Below are 17,823 nucleotides of genomic sequence, written 5' to 3'. Positions count from 1 at the left end.
ACCGACCAGAGCTTCAACGCCATTATCCATCTCGCCGCCGCCGTCATAAACTCAAGATGAATCTCAACAGGCCCTAGACGGTCTAGTGCGCCTGACAGCCATCGGCAACCGTCAGCCCGCGGCCAACACTTCCACCTCGACCTTGAATTCCGGGCGGGCAAAGCCGGAAACGATCATCAGTGTCGAGGCCGGCGCCGGGCTGGTAAACAAGCGGTCGCGGACGTCCATATAGGGACGCAGGAAGGCGCGATCGGTGACATAGGTGTTGATGCGCACGATGTCGGAGAGCCCGAGCCCGGCCTCGCCCAGAATCGCGGCTATGTTCTGAAAGCATAGTTCCGTCTGGGCGCCGGCATCCTCCGGGATCTGGTCATCCGCGGTGATGGCAACCTGACCCGAACACAGCACCAGCCTTTTGCCCGCGGGGATCTCGACGCCGTGGCTGTAGCGGGCGAAGGGCGGCTTGATCGACTTCGGTGTCAGGAATCTGAACATTGGCAATCTCCGATTTGCAGCCAGCCTAAGGCTGGACGGCGGACCCCTCAAGATGCCGTGCATGCCGGCCGGGCGATTATGGACAGGCGTCCAAAAAATAGGCACGATGCCTTTCGTACAGCATGACCCGTCCGGTCTTTGGGGTGACTGTCGCGCAAGCAGGCGGCCCAGGCGGTGGCATGTGTCTTGCTTCTTGAAACAATGGTGTCGAGCTCCGCGCGTTGCGCGCCGGAGCCAACAGAGGGTGATGTTGATGATCGGAAGAGGGAATATCCTGGCAGGCTCGATTGCCCTGCTGGCGGCAGGCACGCTCAACGCGGCCGCGAACGAGAAAGCCACGTTCGGCACCAATTGGCTGGCTGAGCCGGAGCATGGCGGTTACTACCAGGCGGTCGCCGATGGCACCTACGCCGCTTGCGGCCTCGATGTTACCATCATGCAGGGCGGGCCGCAGGTCAGCGGCCGGCCGATGCTGCTTGCCGGCAAGATCGATTTCTACATGGGCGGCAATCTGCTGTCGGCTTTCGATGCCGTGCAGCAGGGCATTCCGATGCGCGTCGTCGCGTCCGACTTCCAGAAGGATCCGCAGGTCATCATGTCCCAGCCGGGGCAGGGGCTCGACAAGTGGGAAGACCTGAAGAACGCCGACCAGTATATCCTCGGCGACGAGGGCGCGCAGACCTTCTTCCAATGGATGGTCACCGAGCTCGGCTACGATGCCGCCAAGCGCGTGCCCTACACCTTCAACCCGGCGCCCTTCATCGCCAACAAGAAGTCGATCCAGCAGGGCTATGTCACGTCGGAGCCCTTCGCGGTGCAGAAGGCGGCCGGTTTCGTCCCCAACCAGTTCCTGCTCGCCGATTATGGCTGGGATACCTATGCGACGACCGTCGAGGTGATGCAGGACACCATCGACAAGCGGCCGGAGGTGGTCCAGTGCTTCGTCGATGGCTCGGCCAAGGGCTGGTACAATTATCTCTACGGCGACAACAAGGCCGCCAACGAGATGATCAAGAAGGACAATCCGGACATGACGGATGAGCAGATCGCCTTCTCGATCGAGCAGATGAAGAAGTTCGGCGTGGTCGATTCCGGCGATTCGGAAAAGCTCGGCATCGGCGCCATGACCGAAGCCCGCATCCAGAGTTTCTACGACAAGATGGTCAAGGCCAAGGTCGCGCAGCCGGGCATCGATATCAAGAAGGCCTATACGCTGGCCTTCATCAACAAAGGTGTCGGGCTGGAGCTGAAGAAGTAAAACGGCCTGCCTGAGATGATCCAGGAGAAAGTGGCGCAGATACCGGCAGCATCGGGTGAAGCCCCGATGCTGCTTTCGTTGCGCAATGTCGGCAAGGTCTTTTCCAACGGCGTCACGGCGCTGAGCAAGGTCGATCTCGCGATCCGGGAAGGCGATTTCCTGAGCCTGCTCGGACCCTCCGGCTGCGGCAAATCCACGGCGCTGCGATTGATCGCCGGCCTGTCGACGCCGACCTCGGGCCAGCTCGACTGGGGAGGCTCGATCGACCGCTCCAACATCGGCTTCGTCTTCCAGGAGCCGACGCTGCTGCCCTGGGCCAGCGTCTTCGACAATGTCTGGCTACCGCTGCGCTTGAAGGGCGTGTCGCGCGCCAAGGCCGAACCGGCGGTGATGGAGATGCTGTCGCGCGTCCATCTCACCGGCTTCGAGAACGCGGTGCCGCGCGAGCTGTCCGGCGGCATGAAGATGCGCGTCTCGATCGCGCGCGCCATGGTGACCAAGCCGCGCATCCTGTTGATGGACGAGCCGTTCGCCGCGCTCGACGAAATCACCCGCTTCAAGCTCAACAACGACCTTCTGGAGCTTTGGCAGGACGAGCGCTTCACCGTTGTCTTCGTCACCCACAGCGTGTTCGAAAGCGTGTTCCTGTCCAGCCGCGTCGTCGTCATGGCGGCGCGACCGGGCCGTGTCTTTGGGGAACTCGCCGTCGACGCGCCTTATCCACGCGACGAAGCATTCCGGACCTCGCCCGACTATGCCGCGCTTTGCCGGCAGGCCTCGGACGTGCTGGTCGACGCCATCAACTCAACTGTTGGACCGCATCATGACGGCCATTGAAGAAACAGCGCTCAAGCTCGACCCCGAAGAGGCGCGCCGTGTTCGCCAGGAACGGCTGGAGCGCATCGGCCGATGGGTGCTGCCGCTGGCGATCATGGTGCTGGCGATCTGGCTTTGGGACCGCATCTGCGTCTGGAACGAGATTCCGCAATACATCCTGCCGCGGCCAGGCGTGGTGTTGCAGACGCTGTATAACGATGCCGGGCTGTTGTTCTCGTCGCTCCTGGTGACGCTGAGGATCACTTTTCTCAGCCTGCTTTTGGCCGTTATCGGCGGTGTCGGGCTGGCGGTGCTGTTTGCGCAATCGAAATGGGTGGAGATGTCGTTCTTCCCCTTCGCCATCGTTCTGCAGGTGACGCCGATCGTCGCCATCTTCCCGCTGATCAACATCTATGTGGACAACCAGACGGTGAAACTGCTGCTGTGCGCCTGGATCGTCGCCTTCTTCCCGATCCTCTCCAATACCACGCTCGGGTTGAACTCGGTCGACCGCAACCTGCGCGACTTGTTCAAGCTCAATGGCGCGACGCACTGGCAGCAATTGCGCTATCTGCGCCTGCCGGCGGCGATGCCTTACTTCCTCGGCGGCCTGAAGATCGCCGGCGGCTTGTCGCTGATCGGCGCGGTGGTGGCGGAATTCGTCGCCGGCGCACAGGGGCAGTCGTCAGGTCTGGCGTCGCGCATCATCGAGGCCGGCTACCGGCTCAACGCACCGCGGCTGTTCGCGGCGCTGATCCTGATCTCGCTCACCGGCATCCTGATTTTCCTGGTGCTGTCGCTGGTGTCGCATCTCATCCTGCGGCGCTGGCATGAGAGCGCGCTGAAGCAGGAGCGCTAGGGTGGTTAGGCTCGTCACCCAGGAGAGCTGCATTTGATTCCGGACTCCGCCTCATACCGGCTGGCCAACGCCCGCGTTCACCGCTCGCTGACGCCTGGGCTGGCCGCAATTTTCGACACTGACGGTTTCGCGCTTGTCGACATCGCTGTCGCCGACGGGAAGATCTCCAGCATTGCGGCGCATGGCAAATCGAACGCTGGCGCCGAGGCGATCGACGTTGGTGGTCGCATCGTCCTGCCATGTTTCGTCGATTGCCACACCCATATCGACAAAGGCCATATCTGGCCGCGCAAGCCTAATCCCGACGGTACCTTCATGGGCGCGCTCAACGCCACCGGTGCCGACCGGGCCGCGCGCTGGAGCGCACAAGATGTGGCTCGGCGCATGGATTTCTCGCTGCGCTCGGCCTACGCGCATGGCACCAGGGCCGTGCGCACGCATCTCGACAGTGTGGCGCCGCAGGAGGAGATTTCCTGGCCGGTGTTCGAGGCGATGCGCGAGACCTGGCGCGGCCGCATCGACCTCCAGGCGGCCTGCCTGATCGGCATCGAAGGCGTGCGCGACAGGAAATGGTTCGAGAAACTGGCGAAACGCGTCGCCGCCGCCAAAGGCGTGCTCGGCGTCGTTACCTATATGGTGCCCGATCTCGAAGAGCTTATCGACAAGGTGTTCGCCGAAGCGATCAAGCACGGGCTTGACCTCGACTTTCACGCCGACGAGACCGACGATGTCGCGGCCATCTCCTTGAAGAAGATCGCGGAAGCCTCGCTGTGGAACGGTTTTGAGGGCAATATCCTTGTTGGCCATTGCTGCTCACTGGCGCGGCAGCCGGATCTCGACGTGCTCGACACGCTGGACAAGGTGGCGAAGGCGGGGCTGGCCGTCGTGTCGCTGCCAATGTGCAATCTCTATCTGCAGGACCGGCGCAACAACGCCACGACGCCGCGCTGGCGCGGCGTGACGCTGTTGCACGAGATGAAGGCGCGCGGCATCAAGGTGGCGGTCGCCTCCGACAACACGCGCGACCCGTTCTACGCCTATGGTGATCTCGACATGCTCGAAGTCTATCGCATGGCTACGCGCATCCTGCATTTCGACCATCCGGTCGGTGACTGGCCGAAGGCCGTGGCGGCGGCGCCCGCCGAGGTGATGCGGCTCGATGGTGCCGGCACGCTGGCCGCCGGCGGCAGCGCCGATTTCATCGTCTTCAAGGGCCGCAGCTGGACGGAATTGCTGTCGCGACCCGAATCGGATCGCATCGTCGTGCGCGCGGGCCGAGCGATCGAGCGCCAACTGCCCGACTATGCCGAGCTCGACGAACTGATGGTGGGATGATGGATATCGCGGCGCTGAAGCGCGATCTCGAAGGGCTGAAGATCGACGACCATCCTGCGATCGTCCAGCAGAAGAGCCGCGACTTCTACTGGTACAGCCCGGTGCTGAAAGCGCAGCTCGACCATGTCAAAGGCGATCTGATCGTGACGCCGAAGAGCGAGGATGAGGTAATCCGCGTTCTGGCCGCCTGCCACAAGCACGGCGTCCCGGTGACGCCACGCGGCAGCGGCACCGGCAATTACGGCCAGGCGATGCCGTTGTCGGGCGGTGTGGTGCTCAACCTGGCTGAAATGAGCGAGATCAAGACGATCGCGCCGGGCCGCGTGGTGACCGGACCTGGCGCGATCCTCGCCGACATCGACAAGGCGACGCGGGTGCATTCCGGGCAGGAGCTGCGGCTGTCGCCTTCGACCTACAACACGGCCTCGATCGGCGGCTTCATCGCCGGTGGCTCCGGCGGGGTCGGCTCGATCAATTTCGGCGGCTTGCGCGATTTCGGCAATGTGCTGCGGCTGCGCGTCGTCACCATGGAGGCCGAGCCGAAGGTGCTCGAACTCACCGGCGAGGATTTGCACAAGGTGACGCATGCTTACGGCACCAACGGCATCATCACCGAAGTCGAGATGCCGCTGACGGCAGCCTATGAGTGGATCGATGTGATTGTCGGCTTCGACCGTTTCATGGATGCAGCCCGCTACGGCAATGCGCTGGCATGCCAGGACGGCATCCTGACCAAGCTGATCACGCCGATCGCAGCGCCCGTGCCGCAGCTCTATTTCAAACGCCACCAGAAATTTTTCCGCCAGGGGCAAAGCATCTGCGTCGTCATGGTGGCCAGGCACGGGCTGGATGCCTTCCTCGCTTTCACCCGCCGCGCTGGCGGCGAGATTATCTTCAACGCGGCGACGGCGACGGACGAAGACAAGAAGGGCCTGCCGCCGGCCTATGAACTTGCCTGGAACCATACGACGCTGAGGGCGCTACGCGTCGATCCTTCCATCACTTACCTGCAGTCGCTCTATCCGTTTCCCAACCAGTTGGCGCTGGTCGAGAAGATGGACGCCATGTTCCCGGGTGAGGTGTTTTCGCATCTCGAATTCGTGCGCCTCGACGGCAACATCACCTGCTTCGGTCTGCCGCTGGTCAAATTCACCACCGAGGCGCGGCTCGACGAGATCATCCGCCTGCATGAGGAGAATGGCTGCCCGATCTTCAACCCGCACCGCTACACGCTGGAGGAGGGCGGCATGAAGCAGACCGACGCGATCCAGCTCGCCTTCAAGCGCGAGACCGATCCGCAGGGGCTGCTCAATCCTGGCAAGATGATCGCCTGGGAAAATCCGGACTACGACTATCGATCGGGCCGGACATTCCTGTTCAAGGGACTGCAGAAGGCGGGCTGATGATAGGTTTGCGCCTAGGCCCCCCTCTCTGGCCTGCCGGCCATCTCCCCCTCAAGGGGGGAGATCATTCGCTTCGCCGCTTTCGCCTATCTTCAACGTTGGAGGGACAGGCGCGGCGCAAGAACTGCCAATCTCCCCCCTTGAGGGGGAGATGCCCGGCAGGGCAGAGAGGGGGGCCTCGCGCTGACATGGGCAATCCTTTCCCATGAAAGTCCTCGTCCTCTACGCTCATCCGGTGGAGACCAGCTTCAATGCTGGCTTGCACCGGACGATCGTCGAGCGACTGGAGGCGGCGGGCCATATGGTCGATGATTGCGATCTCTACGCGGAAGATTTCGATCCGCGACTGACGCGCGCCGAGCGGCTCGGCTACCACGACCCGCGCGGACCGGACGATGCGGTCGCCTCCTATGTCGGAAGGCTGCAAAAGGCCGAGGCGCTGGTGCTGTCCTTTCCGGTCTGGAATTACGGCTACCCGGCAATTCTGAAAGGTTTCTTCGACCGCGTGTTTCTGCCCGGCGTGTCGTTCAAGCTGGTCGACGGCAAAGTGCAGCCATCATTGCACAACATCCGTAAGGTCGCGGCGATCACCACCTATGGCGGCAGTCGCTTCCGCGCCATGCTGATGGGCGATCCGCCGCGCAAACTGATCAAGCGCATGCTGCGCGCCACCGTGAAGCCGGGCGCGCCGGTGACTTACCTGGCGCATTACGCGATGAATTTGTCGACCGACGAGACTCGTAAAGCCTTCATGACCAAGGTCGCGGCCGGCATGGATTCATTCTGATGCGCGCGCTGGTCGTCTATTGCCACCCGGTACCGGAGAGCTTTTGCGCGGCCATCCGCGACACCGCCGTGGACGTGCTGAAGGCGAGGGGCTGGGAGGTGCGGTTGCTCGACCTCTATGCGGAAAAATTCGATCCGGTGATGGGGTGCGAGGAGCGTCGCAGCTACAATGATCAGGCGCCGGATGATCCGGCGCTGAAGCCGCATTTCGAGCATCTGAAATGGGCCGAGGCGATCCTCTTCATCTATCCGACCTGGTGGTATGGCCTGCCAGCGATGCTGAAGGGATGGCTCGACCGTGTCTGGGCGACGAATGTCGCCTTCAAGCTGCCAGGCGGCAAGGGGCGGATCACTTCGCTGATGACGCATGTCACCAAGGTCGGCGTCATCACCACCTGCGGCGCGCCGACCTGGTGGAGCGTCGTCGTCGGCCAGCCCGGCCGCAAGACCCTTTTGCGCGGCATGCGGGCGCTCTGCGCCAAACGCTGCCGGACGTTTTTCCTGGCGCATTATCTGATGGATGCCTCGACCCCGAAGAGCCGTGCGGCATTTCTGGCGAAAGTAAGGGCGAGGCTGGACCGGTTTTAAGGAATTAGCTTTCTTCTCCCCGTTCTACGGGGAGAAGATGGCGGCAGGCAGATGAGGGGCAGCGCGAACTTACGAGATGCTGGCGCCGCCCCTCATCCGCCCTTCGGGCACCTTCTCCCCGTGGAACGGGGAGAAGGAAAAGCCGCTACATCTTCACCCGTTCCGCCTTCGGGTCGTACATAGGCTTCAGCGAGGCTTCCACGGCAAAACGCTCGCCGGCTATCTCCACCTCGTAGCTCGAACCCAACACGTCCGCCTCGCTCTCGCCCTGGCACGGTACGTAGCCGAGGCCGATCGCGCCGCCGAGATGGTGGCCGTAATTGCCAGAGGTGATCGGGCCGACAATCCGGCCGTCGCGCAGGATCGCCTCATTGTGGAAGAGCAGGGGCTCAGGATCCCTCAAGCGGAACTGCACCAGCCGGCGGCTCAGTCCGGCTTCCTTCTTCTTCAGCACGGCATCGCGGCCGATGAAATCGGCCTTGGCCGTCTTCACGGCGAAGCCGAGGCCGGCCTCCAACACATTGTCCTCATCGGTGATGTCGTGGCCGAAATGGCGGAAGGCCTTTTCGATGCGGCAGGAATCCAGCGTATGCAGGCCGCATAGTTTCAGGCCGGTATCGGCGCCGGCTTCAGTGATCGCCTCGAAGACATGCGCCGCCTGTTCGGTCGAAACGTAGAGCTCCCAGCCGAGTTCGCCGACATAGGTGACGCGGTGGGCGCGGGCCAGCCCCATGCCGATCTCGATTTCCTGAAAGGTGCCGAACGGATTGGCCTCGTTGGAAAAGTCGTTCGGGCTGACCTTCTGGATCAGTTTTCGCGAGTCGGGCCCCATCACGCAGATGACGGCTTCAGCCGCGGTCACATCGGTGATGACGGCGAACTCGTCGGCGACGTGGCGTCTCAGCCAGGCAAGGTCGCGCTGCAACGTAGCGCCCGGCACGACGAGGAAATAGGCCGTCTCCGAAAGTCGCGTCACAGTGAGATCGCTCTCGATGCCGCCGCGCTGGTTGAGCATCTGGGTGTAGACAATCTTGCCCGGCGCGACATCCATGTCGTTGGCGCAGAGGCGCTGCAGGAAGGCGCATGCGTCGCGGCCCTCGACGCGGATCTTGCCGAAAGAGGTCATGTCGAACAGGCAGACGCCGTTGCGGACCGCCAGATGCTCCTCGCGCTGGTTGTCGAACCAGTTCTGCCGCTTCCAGGAATAGCGGTATTCGCGTTCCTGGCCCTCGCGGGCGAACCAGTTGGCGCGTTCCCAGCCGGCGACTTCGCCGAAGACGGCGCCGCGCGCCTTCAGATGCTCGTGCAGCGGCGAGCGGCGCACGCCGCGCGAGGTCGCCATCTGCCGATAGGGGAAATGGTCGGCATAGAGCAGGCCGAGCGTTTCAGAGACCCGCTCCTTGAGATAGCGGCGGTTCTTCTGGAACGGCTGAGCGCGGCGGATGTCGACCTCCCAGAGATCGAAGGGCGCCTCGCCATCGTCGATCCACTGCGCCAGCGCCATGCCGGCGCCGCCGGAAGAGACGATGCCGATCGAATTATAGCCGGTCGCCATCCAGTAGCCGGCAAGTTCCGGCGCCTCGCCGAGATAGTAGCGGTCGTCCGGCGTAAAGCTTTCGGGGCCGTTGAAAAAGGTGTGGATGCCGGCTGAGCCCAGCATCGGCATGCGGTTGACGCCCATTTCGAGGATCGGCTCGAAATGGTCCATGTCCTCGGGCAACTGGTCGAAGCAGAAATCCTCGCGGATGCCGTCCATGCCCCAGGGTTTTGCGACTGGCTCGAAGGCGCCGAGCATCATCTTGCCGGCGTCTTCCTTGTAATAAGCGCATTCGTCCGGCACGCGCAGCACCGGCAGGCGGGTCAACCCGGGGATCGGCTCGGTGACGAGATAGAAGTGTTCGCAGGCGTGCAGCGGGATGGTGACGCCGTTCTGGGCACCGAGTTCGCGCGCCCACATGCCGGCGCAGTTGACGACGATGCCGGTCCCGATCGTGCCTTGCTCGTCGCCCTGTGCCCAGGAGACGCCGGAAACGCGACCGTTCCTGGTATGCACCTTAGTGACCTTGACGTTCTCGATGATCGCCGCGCCGCGCTGGCGGGCGCCCTTGGCCAACGCCATGGCGATGTTGGCCGGGTCGCACTGGCCGTCGAGCGGCAGATGCACGGCGCCGACCACGTCCGAGACGTTGAGATGCGGGTACATTTCTTTGACTTCGCGGGGCGAAATCTCGCGCACGTCGACATCGAAGGCGCGGGCCAAAGATGCCTGCCGGTAGATCTCGTGCTTGCGCTCCTCGGTCAGCGCGACGGTGATCGAGCCGACCTGGCGCATGCCGGTGCCGACCTCTGTCTCGGCTTCGAGCTTGACGTAGAGGTCGGCCGAATATTTGGCCAGCCGCGTCATATTCTGCGAGCCGCGCAACTGGCCGATGAGACCGGCCGCATGCCAGGTCGTGCCCGAGGTGAGTTGCTTGCGCTCGAGCAGAACGATGTCGGTCCAGCCGAGCTTGGCGAGGTGATAGGCGACCGAACAGCCGGAGACGCCGCCGCCGATGATCACGGCGCGGGCCTTTGTTGGGATCGTCTTGGTCATGCGGCCTCGCGGCGATAGTTGGAAGCGAAGCGGCGCACGCGCAGCGCTGCTTCCTTGAGAATGGGTTCAGGCTGGCAGAGGCTGATGCGGATATGGCCGGCGGCGGCCTCGCCGAAGCTCGATCCGGGCATGACGCCGACCTTTTCCTTGTCGAGTAGCGCCCAGGCGAATTTCTCGTCGTCGGGCTCGACGGCGGAGACATCGAGCATGATGTACATGCCGCCCTCCGAGCCGCGCACGGTGACCTCGTTGGCGCCTCGTATGGCGTCGAGAAAGATGGTGCGGCGGGCCGCGTAGCGCTCGGCGATCTCCTTGACGCCATAGTGGTTCTCAAGCGCCTCCGCGCAGGCGATCGATATGAAGGCCGGCAGGCCGTAGGTCGTCACCAGGTTGAGATCGGTCATCAGCGCGATCATCGCCTTCGGGCCGGTCAGCCAGCCCATGCGCCATCCGGTCATGCCGTGGCTTTTCGACATCGAGTTGATGACCAGCGTGCGCTCGGCCATGCCGGGCAGCGAGCGCGGCGAGATATGCTCGCCGCCGCCAAGCGTCCAGTAGACTTCGTCGCACAGCAGCCAGAGATCGTGTTCCTTGCAGATCGCGGCCAGCTGTTCGAGCCGCTCGCGCGAATAGACCGCGCCCGTCGGGTTGTTCGGCGTGTTGATCAGGATGGCGCGCGTGTTGGGCTTCAGCGCCGCGTGGATCATGTCCGCGCGGGGTTGAAACCCGTCCTTGGCTGGAGTTTCGACCACGGTGAAGCTGGCGCCGGCGGCGCTGAAGGTGTTCGGGTAAGTGGCGTAGTAGGGCGCGACGACGATAGCGTGGTCGCCCGCGTCGAGCACGCCTTGCACGGCGGCGTAAAGCGCTGCCTGGCCGCCGGGCGTGGCGATCACTTCCTCAGGCTCGGTCAGGATGCCGCTGCAAGCGGTGGCGGCCGCCGCCATCGCTTTGCGCAGACGCGGCAGGCCGGGAAGCGGCGTGTAATGATGGTTGCTGCCGCGAACGGCATTGACGCAGGCTTCGATCGTCTCCGAGGGCGTGTCGAAGTCATGATCTCCGACCGAGAGCATGATGATGTCCTCGCCGGCCTGTTTGCGCGCCCAGGCGGCCGAGTGAACTTCCCAGCCATCCTTGCCTGAAGGCACGATGCCGGTGATGCGCTTTGATGGTCTGGGCATCAGGACACTCCCGAAATCTGGTGGCCGGCCTGCACGAGCCGGTCGCGCAGGGCTGCGATATGGGCTGGTCCGACCTCGCAGCAGCCGCCGACGATTTGCGCGCCGCCGTCGACCCAGCCGATGGCCTGGTCGGCATAGGCCTTCGGATCGAGATCGTGGCGGGCGTGCAGCACGTCGACCGTGCCGCCATGCTCGAGCGCTTCGACCGAGGTGAAGCCGTTGGCATAGGCGCCGACCGGGCCGCCGAGGCCGATGAGTTCGGGCAAGGCAGCGGTGATGGCTTCGGGCCGGCAACAGTTGAGCAGCCGAGCCGCGACCGTCAGGCCGTCGAGCGCACTGGCCGCTTCGGCTACGGTTTCGCCGCTGCGCAGGCGCGGCGCACCGTGGTCGGCGAGCGTCCAGGACACCCAAACCGGCTTGCCGCTTTCCGAGGCCGCGGTGACCGCCGCGTGCGCTTCTTCTGTGGAAGCCATTGTCTCGCACAGGAACAGATCGACGCCCTCGGCCTGCTCGGCGACGATGCGGCGATAGATGTCGAGCGTCTCTTCGAACGAGATGGTCAGCGCCGGCGCGTAGCTGCCGAACAACGGCGACAGGCAGCCGGCGATAGCCACGTCGCCGGCTTCGTCTCGCGCTTGTCTCGCCAGTTCGATGCCGCGCTTCTGCAGCGGTTTGAACAGGTCTTCCGCGCCCTCGCGCGCAAGGCGCTCCGGGGTTGCCGAATAGGTGTTGATGGTGATGACGCGGGCCCCGGCGCGGATGAATTCGGCATGCAGGTCGCGCACCAGGTCGGGCTCGTCGATCAGTACCCTGGCCGACCATAGCGGCGTCGGTTCGGAACTGCTGCGCCGGACCAGTTCCTGGCCCATGCCGCCGTCAGTGAGGATGATAGACGTCATGCCCGCAACCTCTCGTTCTTCGGATCCCAGAGCGGCTCGTCGTTCTGCACGACAGCCTTGAATCGGTCGCCGAAGATTTCAACTTCGACCGCCGTGCCCGGTTCGGTCAGATCGGTGCGCAACGTGCCGAGCGCGATCGATTTCTCGACCCGGTGGCCCCAGCCGCCGGACGTCGTCTCGCCGACGATCTTGCCGTCATGCCAGAGCGTCGACATGTAAGGCGCATCGCAATCGCCCGGGTTCTCGACGACCAAGGTGACGAATCGCTTCTTCACACCTTGCTGCTTTTCGTTCTGCAGTGCGGCCTTGCCGCGGAACTCCGGTTTTTCCCATTTCACGAAGCGCTCCAATCCGCCCTGCAGGATCGAATAGTCGGTGCTCAGGTCGCCTTTCCAGGTGCGGTAGCCTTTCTCGAGCCTGAGCGAATCCAGCGCGTACATGCCGAACGGCTTCAGGCCGTGCTTCTGGCCGGCTGCCCAGACCGCATCGAAGACCGTGGCGGTGTCGGCGATCTTGGTGTGGACTTCCCAGCCGAGCTCGCCGGCGAAGGACACGCGCACCAGCTTTGCCCAGCGCCCGGCGATCGTCGTTTCCTGATGTGTGAGCCAAGGCAAGGTGAGGTCGGCATCGCAGACCTCGGCGAGGATTTTCCGCGCGTTGGGGCCGGCGAGGATCTGCGTTGAGTATTCCTCGGTTCGGTCGGTCAGGGTGAAGGCAGCGTCTTTCGGCATGTGCGACTTCAGCCATTCGAAATCGTGCCATTGCGCCACTGCCGCGGTGATCAGCGTCATCTGGTCCTCGCCATGGCGTACCACCGACATCTCGGTGACGATGCGGCCCTTGTCGTCGGCGAAATAGACCAGCCCGATGCGGCCGGGCTTCGGCACCAGGCCGGTGACCTGCAGCGCCAGCCAGTCGGCGGCGCCCGGACCTTCGAGGTTGAAGCGCGAGAAGCCGGGCAGGTCGAGGATCCCCGCGGCGTCGCGTACGGCGAGGCATTCCTCGCGCACGCTGCGCTGCCAAGGCCCGTCGCGGCGGAATGTCAGCGTTGATTCCTCCGACGTATCGTCGCCGGGCTTCGCATACCAGGTGGCGCGCTCCCAGCCGTTGTAAGCGTCGAACTGGCCGCCGAGCGCCTTGATGCGGTCATGCAGCGGCGACAGCTTGCGGTCGCGCCCCTCCGGCCAGGCATGACGTGGAAACTGGATGGCGTATTCGTTGCCGTAGATCTCCAGGCCCTTGGCGACGCAATAGTCGGGCGCGGCGGCAAAGGACGTGAAGCGGCGGGGGTCGCAGGACCACATGTCCCATTCGGTCTGGCCCTCGGTGATCCACTCCGCCAGCACCTTGCCGGCGCCGCCGCCTTGCGCGATGCCGAAGGTGAAGACGCAGGCCTCGAAGGCGTTCGGCACGCCCGGCATCGGCCCGATCAGCGGATTGCCGTCCGGCGCATAGGGGATCGGTCCGTTGATGACCTTGGAAAGGCCGGCGGTGCCGAGGATCGGCACGCGCGCGACGGCGTCGGCGAGATAGTGCTCGAGGCGGTCGAGATCGTCGGGGAAGAGCTGGAAGGAAAAATCATCCGGCATTGGATCGTTGTGGCTCGCCCAATGCGCGCGGCAATTGCGCTCATAGGGGCCGAGATTCATGCCGCTCTTTTCCTGGCGCAGATAGTAGGAGGTGTCGACATCGCGCAGCAGCGGCAGTTTTTTCCCCTGTTCCTTCGACCAGGCGGCGAGTTCGGGAATTTCCTCGAACAGAATGTACTGATGGCTCATCACCATCATCGGCACGTCGCGGCCGAACATCTTGCCGACTTCCGCAGCACGGTAGCCGGCGGCATTGACGACGATTTCGCAGCGGATCTCGCCTTGCGGTGTCTCGACCACCCATTCATCGTTCTCGCGGCGCACGCCGGTGACCGGGCAGAAGCGGATGATTTTCGCGCCCATGTCGCGCGCGCCTTTGGCGAGCGCCTGGGTCAACTGGGCCGGGTCGATGTCGCCGTCGCTCGGGTCGTAGAGCGCGCCTTTCAGCTCATGCGTCTCGATGAAGGGATAGCGGCGTTTGATCTCGTCGACGCCGACCACATCGATGTCCATGCCCTGGTAGCGGCCCATGCCCTTGGCGCGCTGGAACTCCTGCATGCGCTCGTTGCTGTGAGCAAGTCTGAGCGAGCCGGTGACATGGTAGTTCATCGGATAGTCGACGGCGTCGGCAAGGCCCCGGTAAAGCTCGGTCGAATAGCGCTGCATGTTCATCAGCGACCAGGACGAGGAGAAGGTCGGCACGTTGCCGGCGGCATGCCAGGTCGAGCCGGAGGTCAGCTCGTTCTTTTCAAGCAGCACGCAGTCGGTCCAGCCCGCTTTACAGAGGTGATATAGCGATGAAGCGCCGACGACACCGCCCCCGATGATCACCACGCGTGCCGTGGTCGGCAAACCGGCCATTTTTATCCTCCCAAACTTAACCTAATAAACAGGCGGCGAAACCACCCAGATCACGACCACCGGTTCGGTCCCCGGATTGCGCCAGCGATAAGGCTTGCGCTCGAAGCGAAACGAGTCGCCTTCGCTGAGACGATGCCAGACGCCGGCGATCTCGATGTCGAACTGGCCCGAAGCGATGTAACCTGCCTCCTCGGTCGGCCGCAGCGATGCCGTCTTCATCTCCGCGCCGGGCGCGAACACCGAGCGCACCATCTCGAAACTACCGCCGAGATCGGGCGACAGAAGCTCTTCCACCAGGCCGGATTCACTTGTGCCAAGCACGCGCCGGCGGCCGGCGCGCACGATGACGCCGCGCTCCTGTTCGTCCGGCACGTCATGGCTGAAAAACAGGCTGATCGGAACGCCGAAGAGGTCGGCGAAGGCGCGCAGATCGCCGAGCGAAGGAACCGAAAGACCGCGCTCAACCTGGCTGACCCAGCCGACGGAGCGGCCAAGCTTGAGGGCGATTTCCGAAAGCGTGAGCCCGCGCGCCTTGCGCAGCGCGCGGATGTCGCCGGCAAGCAGCCGGTCGCCATTGTCCTGCTCCGTTCTGGCGGCGGTCGGGGTCAATCGCATCGTGAAAAAATCCGAATAAATTTCATGAGAGGGCAGGCTTGTGAAAAAATCAAGAGGATTTTCATAGGCCACAAGATTTGCTTGCGCGATTCCGCCTGTTGATGCAAAGGCTCGCGCACGAGCGGCGAGTGGGGCGTCCGGTCGGGACCAGGTTTGAGATTTGAGTCTGCGCATGGTCCTTCGGGCAACCGGTCTCCGGTTCCGGGCATGCGCAAAAGGACGGCCCATGCTGGAAAACAACAGCCGGATAGCCAAGGATGCGGCCATCGTCGACGAGGCGATCCTGTCGCGCCGTTCGGTGCGCGCCTTCCTGTCCGATATGGTCGACGAGGACACGATCCGCGCCATACTGGCGGTCGCCGCGCGCGCGCCCTCGGGCACCAACATGCAGCCCTGGCGGGTCTATGTGACCAAAGGCGAGATCAAGCAGCAGATCAGCGACGCCATCCTCAATTCCGGCATCCGCGCCGAGAAGGCCGATTGGGACGAATACCGCTACTACCCGACCCAATTCTTCGAGCCTTATCTGACGCGCCGTCGTGCCAACGGTTTCGGGCTCTATGGCGCGCTCGGCATCGGCCGCCGCGAGGTCGACAAGATGCGCGCCCAGCACGACCGTAACTTCGTCTTCTTCGACGCGCCGGTCGGCATGATATTTACCATCGACCGGCGATTGAACCAGGGCTCGTGGATCGACTACGGCATGTTTCTGCAAAACATCATGGTGGCGGCGCGGGGCAGGGGCCTGCACACCTGTCCGCAGGCTGCTTTCGCGCCCTATCACCGGCAAATAAGGCCGGTGCTCAACATTCCCGACGAAGAGATCGTCGTCTGCGGCATGGCGCTGGGTTATGAGGACACGTCCAAACCCGAGAATGAATTCCGCACCGACCGCGCGCCGCTCGAGGACTGGGTGACGTTCTCGGAATAGAGTCGCCGAAATCTACTGCGATGAAGTTAGTCGGTGTTCATATGCGCCCCATGGCCGCTGACATGGGCGCCGTCCTGCGGGGTCAGCCGCAGATAGGCCGATAGCGCGCAGAGCGTGATCAGGCCCTCGACCACGAACAGGATGCGATAGTCGTTGACGCTGGCCTGGCCGCCGCCGGCCAGCAGCGACAGCAAGGCCGCCGCCAGGCCGACGCTGACCGCCACCGCCAGCTGCCAAAGAATGTAATAGAGCGCGCTGAAGCGGGCGAGCTGCTCCGGCGCGATATCCGAGTAAGCGAGATTGCCGGTCGAGGCCCATTGCGCCGAGCGGAAGACGCCGAAGGCGAAGATATAGGCGAGCACGGTCCAGGTCGGCAGGTTCTCGTGCATCAGGGCAAAGCCGGCGACCAGCAAGGCGACGATCGGCGTGTTGGTGACCAGAACGCGCTTGAAGCCGAAGCGGTTCAGAAGGCGGGGCATGAAGACGCGCATCATCAAGGACCCGATCGCGGCGACGAAGGTCAGCGATCCGGCCTGCACGGCGCTCATGCCGAAGCCGAGCTGGAACATCAGCGGCAACAGGAAGACGACCGAGCTCAAGCCGATCGTGTCGAGGCCGCCGCCGGTGAGGAAGCTGATGCGGAAAGTGCGGATGCGCAGCAGATTGAGATCGAGCAGCGGGTTGCGGGCACGCAGGCAATAGAAGGCGGCCACAGTGAGAATGGCGATCGCCAGGCCGAGTTCAAGACCGATGACGCTGGAGGCTGCGTCCTTCGCGGCCAGCGAGTCCATGCCGAAGACCAGCAGCCCCATGCCGCAGCCCACAAGCAGGAAGCCGGGGAAATCGAAACGCGTTCGCACCGGCTTGGTGGTGGTGGGAAATAACGACGCGGCAAGCAGCGCCGCAGTCAGCGCGATCGGGATGTTGATATAGAAGATCCACCGCCAGGAGACGTAAGTGGTGAGCGCGCCGCCGACCAGTGGCCCCACAAGCGGTCCAGACTGACCGGCGAGCGAGATGTACATGTTGATCTTCAGCGTGCGGTCGCGCGGGAAGCTGGACAGGATGACGACCTGGCCAAGCGTACCCATCAGCGCCCCGCCGCAGCCCTGCAGGGCGCGCGAGCCGACCAGCATCCAGATGTTTTCCGAAAGGCCGCACAAAGCTGACGAGCCGGCGAACACCAAGAGCGCAAAGCAGTAGACGTTGCGCAGGCCGAAACGGTCTGCCATCCAGCCGCCGAGCGGCATGGTGACGATGAGGCTGGCGACATAGACGGTGATCAGCAGACCGAGCTGGCTCGGCGGGCGGTCGAGGCTCTCACCGATGCCGGGCAACGCCGTGACTATGACGTTCTGGTCGAGGCTGGTCATGAACACGCCGCAAGCGACGGTCGCCGGCAACAGCATCGACGGGCCGTCCGCTGGAGCAAAGCGGGTCGTGGCCGTCGCCGAAGTCTCTAAAGTCATGGGAGAATAAAGTCGAATTCGTTGCCTGAACGGACGCTTGCCGTGGCAAACGCCGGTGATTCCTTATCTATCGTCCCTGCTGGCCCAACCCTCAAGCAGCAGTTGTAGTCGTCAATAGTGCCAGATGCCGACTGGACCAAAGGTGCGG

The 17,823-nt window shown here is 63.6% G+C and carries 15 protein-coding genes; 8 read left to right on the top strand and 7 right to left on the bottom strand.

The annotated features are described in order from the left end of the window. Nucleotides 1-111: 111 nt before the first annotated feature. Nucleotides 112-495 carry a RidA family protein gene (locus tag AB6802_RS28370; RefSeq protein WP_371013514.1) on the bottom strand — a complete coding sequence of 128 codons (384 nt, stop codon included), beginning with the start codon at nt 493-495 and terminating at the stop codon, nt 112-114. Between the two features lie 253 nt (nt 496-748). On the opposite strand from AB6802_RS28370, the gene AB6802_RS28365 reads away from it, so the two are divergent. The 7 genes from AB6802_RS28365 (at nt 749) to AB6802_RS28335 (ending at nt 7,540) form a co-directional block, all read left to right on the top strand. Further along, entirely contained in the window at nt 749-1,753 is a 1,005-nt protein-coding gene (locus tag AB6802_RS28365) for an ABC transporter substrate-binding protein (RefSeq protein WP_371013513.1), read from the top strand. A 15-nt stretch (nt 1,754-1,768) separates the two neighbouring features. After that, nucleotides 1,769-2,590, top strand: coding sequence for an ABC transporter ATP-binding protein (locus AB6802_RS28360; protein ID WP_371013512.1), 822 nt, complete (start codon nt 1,769-1,771; stop codon nt 2,588-2,590). After that, the gene (locus AB6802_RS28355) at nt 2,577-3,428 is read left to right on the top strand and encodes an ABC transporter permease (protein ID WP_371013511.1); all 852 of its coding nucleotides are present in this window, start codon (nt 2,577-2,579) and stop codon (nt 3,426-3,428) included. Before AB6802_RS28360 ends, AB6802_RS28355 begins: the two co-directional genes overlap by 14 nt. 33 nt (nt 3,429-3,461) lie before the next feature. Next, a complete protein-coding gene (locus tag AB6802_RS28350) occupies nt 3,462-4,763 on the top strand; it encodes a cytosine deaminase (RefSeq protein ID WP_371013510.1) in 1,302 nt (433 codons plus the stop codon). Continuing rightward, nucleotides 4,763-6,166 (top strand): FAD-binding oxidoreductase, encoded by a 1,404-nt coding sequence (locus AB6802_RS28345; RefSeq protein WP_371013519.1) that lies wholly within the window; start codon nt 4,763-4,765, stop codon nt 6,164-6,166. Before AB6802_RS28350 ends, AB6802_RS28345 begins: the two co-directional genes overlap by 1 nt. A gap of 205 nt (nt 6,167-6,371) precedes the next feature. Further along, complete coding sequence (locus AB6802_RS28340) at nt 6,372-6,953, top strand: NAD(P)H-dependent oxidoreductase (protein ID WP_371013509.1); 582 nt, start codon at nt 6,372-6,374, stop codon at nt 6,951-6,953. Beyond that, nucleotides 6,953-7,540, top strand: coding sequence for an NAD(P)H-dependent oxidoreductase (locus AB6802_RS28335; protein WP_371013508.1), 588 nt, complete (start codon nt 6,953-6,955; stop codon nt 7,538-7,540). Before AB6802_RS28340 ends, AB6802_RS28335 begins: the two co-directional genes overlap by 1 nt. A gap of 145 nt (nt 7,541-7,685) precedes the next feature. Here AB6802_RS28335 and AB6802_RS28330 read toward each other — a convergent pair whose 3' ends face one another. From AB6802_RS28330 to AB6802_RS28310, 5 genes are read right to left on the bottom strand one after another with little or no spacing between them, the layout of a single operon-like run. Next, nucleotides 7,686-10,133 carry an FAD-dependent oxidoreductase gene (locus AB6802_RS28330; protein ID WP_371013507.1) on the bottom strand — a complete coding sequence of 816 codons (2,448 nt, stop codon included), beginning with the start codon at nt 10,131-10,133 and terminating at the stop codon, nt 7,686-7,688. Continuing rightward, nucleotides 10,130-11,311 carry a pyridoxal phosphate-dependent aminotransferase gene (locus tag AB6802_RS28325; protein WP_371013506.1) on the bottom strand — a complete coding sequence of 394 codons (1,182 nt, stop codon included), beginning with the start codon at nt 11,309-11,311 and terminating at the stop codon, nt 10,130-10,132. Before AB6802_RS28325 ends, AB6802_RS28330 begins: the two co-directional genes overlap by 4 nt. After that, nucleotides 11,311-12,210 carry a homocysteine S-methyltransferase family protein gene (locus AB6802_RS28320; RefSeq protein ID WP_371013505.1) on the bottom strand — a complete coding sequence of 300 codons (900 nt, stop codon included), beginning with the start codon at nt 12,208-12,210 and terminating at the stop codon, nt 11,311-11,313. The genes AB6802_RS28325 and AB6802_RS28320 overlap by 1 nt, the downstream gene beginning before the upstream one ends. Further along, nucleotides 12,207-14,660: an FAD-dependent oxidoreductase gene (locus AB6802_RS28315; protein ID WP_371013504.1), complete on the bottom strand. Its 2,454-nt coding sequence runs from the start codon at nt 14,658-14,660 to the stop codon at nt 12,207-12,209. Before AB6802_RS28315 ends, AB6802_RS28320 begins: the two co-directional genes overlap by 4 nt. A 21-nt stretch (nt 14,661-14,681) precedes the next feature. Next, complete coding sequence (locus AB6802_RS28310; protein WP_371013503.1) at nt 14,682-15,275, bottom strand: helix-turn-helix domain-containing protein; 594 nt, start codon at nt 15,273-15,275, stop codon at nt 14,682-14,684. 226 nt (nt 15,276-15,501) lie between these two features. Here AB6802_RS28310 and AB6802_RS28305 point away from each other — a divergent pair, with 226 nt between their 5' ends. Further along, on the top strand, nt 15,502-16,206 hold the full coding sequence (locus AB6802_RS28305; RefSeq protein WP_371013502.1) for a nitroreductase: 705 nt from the start codon (nt 15,502-15,504) through the stop codon (nt 16,204-16,206). Between the two features lie 26 nt (nt 16,207-16,232). On the opposite strand, the gene AB6802_RS28300 is transcribed toward AB6802_RS28305, so the two are convergent. Next, nucleotides 16,233-17,615 (bottom strand): MFS transporter, encoded by a 1,383-nt coding sequence (locus AB6802_RS28300; protein WP_371013501.1) that lies wholly within the window; start codon nt 17,613-17,615, stop codon nt 16,233-16,235. Between the last annotated feature and the right edge of the window lie 208 nt (nt 17,616-17,823).

The organism is Mesorhizobium sp. RCC_202, from assembly GCF_041355295.1.
Lineage (GTDB): Bacteria > Pseudomonadota > Alphaproteobacteria > Rhizobiales > Rhizobiaceae > Mesorhizobium.
This window is presented reverse-complemented; position numbering and strand designations above follow the sequence as displayed.

Coding starts and splice junctions, on each gene's coding strand:
- AB6802_RS28370 (WP_371013514.1), bottom strand. CDS start 495: ATGTTCAGATTCCTGACACCGAAGTCGATCAAGCCGCCCTTCGCCCGC.
- AB6802_RS28365 (WP_371013513.1), top strand. CDS start 749: ATGATCGGAAGAGGGAATATCCTGGCAGGCTCGATTGCCCTGCTGGCG.
- AB6802_RS28360 (WP_371013512.1), top strand. CDS start 1,769: ATGATCCAGGAGAAAGTGGCGCAGATACCGGCAGCATCGGGTGAAGCC.
- AB6802_RS28355 (WP_371013511.1), top strand. CDS start 2,577: ATGACGGCCATTGAAGAAACAGCGCTCAAGCTCGACCCCGAAGAGGCG.
- AB6802_RS28345 (WP_371013519.1), top strand. CDS start 4,763: ATGGATATCGCGGCGCTGAAGCGCGATCTCGAAGGGCTGAAGATCGAC.
- AB6802_RS28340 (WP_371013509.1), top strand. CDS start 6,372: ATGAAAGTCCTCGTCCTCTACGCTCATCCGGTGGAGACCAGCTTCAAT.
- AB6802_RS28335 (WP_371013508.1), top strand. CDS start 6,953: ATGCGCGCGCTGGTCGTCTATTGCCACCCGGTACCGGAGAGCTTTTGC.
- AB6802_RS28330 (WP_371013507.1), bottom strand. CDS start 10,133: ATGACCAAGACGATCCCAACAAAGGCCCGCGCCGTGATCATCGGCGGC.
- AB6802_RS28325 (WP_371013506.1), bottom strand. CDS start 11,311: ATGCCCAGACCATCAAAGCGCATCACCGGCATCGTGCCTTCAGGCAAG.
- AB6802_RS28320 (WP_371013505.1), bottom strand. CDS start 12,210: ATGACGTCTATCATCCTCACTGACGGCGGCATGGGCCAGGAACTGGTC.
- AB6802_RS28315 (WP_371013504.1), bottom strand. CDS start 14,660: ATGGCCGGTTTGCCGACCACGGCACGCGTGGTGATCATCGGGGGCGGT.
- AB6802_RS28310 (WP_371013503.1), bottom strand. CDS start 15,275: ATGCGATTGACCCCGACCGCCGCCAGAACGGAGCAGGACAATGGCGAC.
- AB6802_RS28305 (WP_371013502.1), top strand. CDS start 15,502: ATGCTGGAAAACAACAGCCGGATAGCCAAGGATGCGGCCATCGTCGAC.
- AB6802_RS28300 (WP_371013501.1), bottom strand. CDS start 17,615: ATGCTGTTGCCGGCGACCGTCGCTTGCGGCGTGTTCATGACCAGCCTC.